Origin of the sequence: Streptomyces sp. NRRL B-24572, assembly GCF_002156145.1 — a bacterium.
Lineage (GTDB): Bacteria > Actinomycetota > Actinomycetes > Streptomycetales > Streptomycetaceae > Streptomyces > Streptomyces vietnamensis.
In genome coordinates, this window is record NZ_MWIG01000215.1 from 1 (window position 1) to 1,087 (window position 1,087).

Genomic DNA, 1,087 nt, shown 5'->3' on the forward strand with positions numbered 1-1,087 from the left:
CGGTGGCAGAGCGTCATGCCGTAGGCGCCCAGCCGCCGGTCCTGGACGTCGACCGCGCGCAGCCACTCGTCTGGGTCCAGACCGAGCAGAGTGACGGAGGCGGACGTGTCCGGCACGCGCAACACCACCTGACCGTCCTCGATGTGGGTACGGGCCCCCGGAACTCCCTTGATGTCGCCGTACTCGTCGGCGCGCGGCAGTAGCGCCTCGGCCAGGTCCAGGGCCTGGGACTCCTGCGGGTCGCGCCGCTCGGCCAGGTCGACCTCGAATCGGATCAGGAGGCGGTCGGAGCGCGGGTCGACATATTCGATGCCCCATGGGTGCACAGTCGCGATTCGGCGCCAGGCCAGTGCGGCCATCACCCGGGCCTCCAGCAGCATCTGGTCGGCGNNGCCCGGCGTTCGACGGCGGTTGCCTTCATAACTCGAAGCTCCTCAACACCGCGGAGCCGTCCCGACACAGCACGCGCGGCGGAGAGCCACGAGGAACATGCGGACCACGCAGCGGTGCCGGCCGAGTTGGCTTCTCCACGGCGTGCTCGATGTCGGGTCGAGCACAGGGCAGGGACCCCGCCGGGCCCACGACTCCGAATCCGATCACACCGACCGGGAGCGGGCTCTGACCCCTGTGGCGACGCGCCGAGGTGTCACCCGAACGTTCGCAATCGGACCTAGATCGAATCATCGGACTTGTCCCGACAACAGCCTGGCATGGATCGAGCCTGCGACGCGTACTGCCAGGGCGCGCTGGGTAGGGTCGCGCCGCGTTCTTGCTGCTTATGTCCAGGGGGACTGATGGAACTACGGACTGTCGTTCAGAACTTGGGGCTCGGAGGGCTGCGTAACGGCAACGGTGATCCGGAGGACCGGTGGCCGGCCCTCGCCGAGCGGATCCTGAGCACCGGGCGTCCGGACCTGGTTTTCCTGCAGGAGGCCCTGGGCTGGGGAGAGTTCGGGAACCGACAGCTCGCTCGGGCCGCCTACGACCTGGACATGGACCCGCTGCCGCTCCCACCGTCCAGCTCGGGCATCGTGCCCGCGCTGTTCTATCGCCGCGAGACGCTCGGCCGCTGGACCCACTGGAACAC

At 68.9% G+C, this 1,087-nt stretch carries 2 protein-coding genes; one reads left to right on the plus strand and one right to left on the minus strand.

The window, feature by feature from the left end:
* Positions 1-380 (minus strand): hypothetical protein (locus CCN56_RS13580; protein ID WP_143664514.1); only part of this gene is annotated, 380 nt, incomplete at its 3' end.
* Positions 381-821: 441 nt separating this feature from the next.
* Between CCN56_RS13580 and CCN56_RS13585 the strand changes: the two genes are divergently transcribed.
* Positions 822-1,087: hypothetical protein (locus CCN56_RS13585; protein WP_179199835.1), on the plus strand; the 266-nt coding region annotated here is incomplete at its 3' end.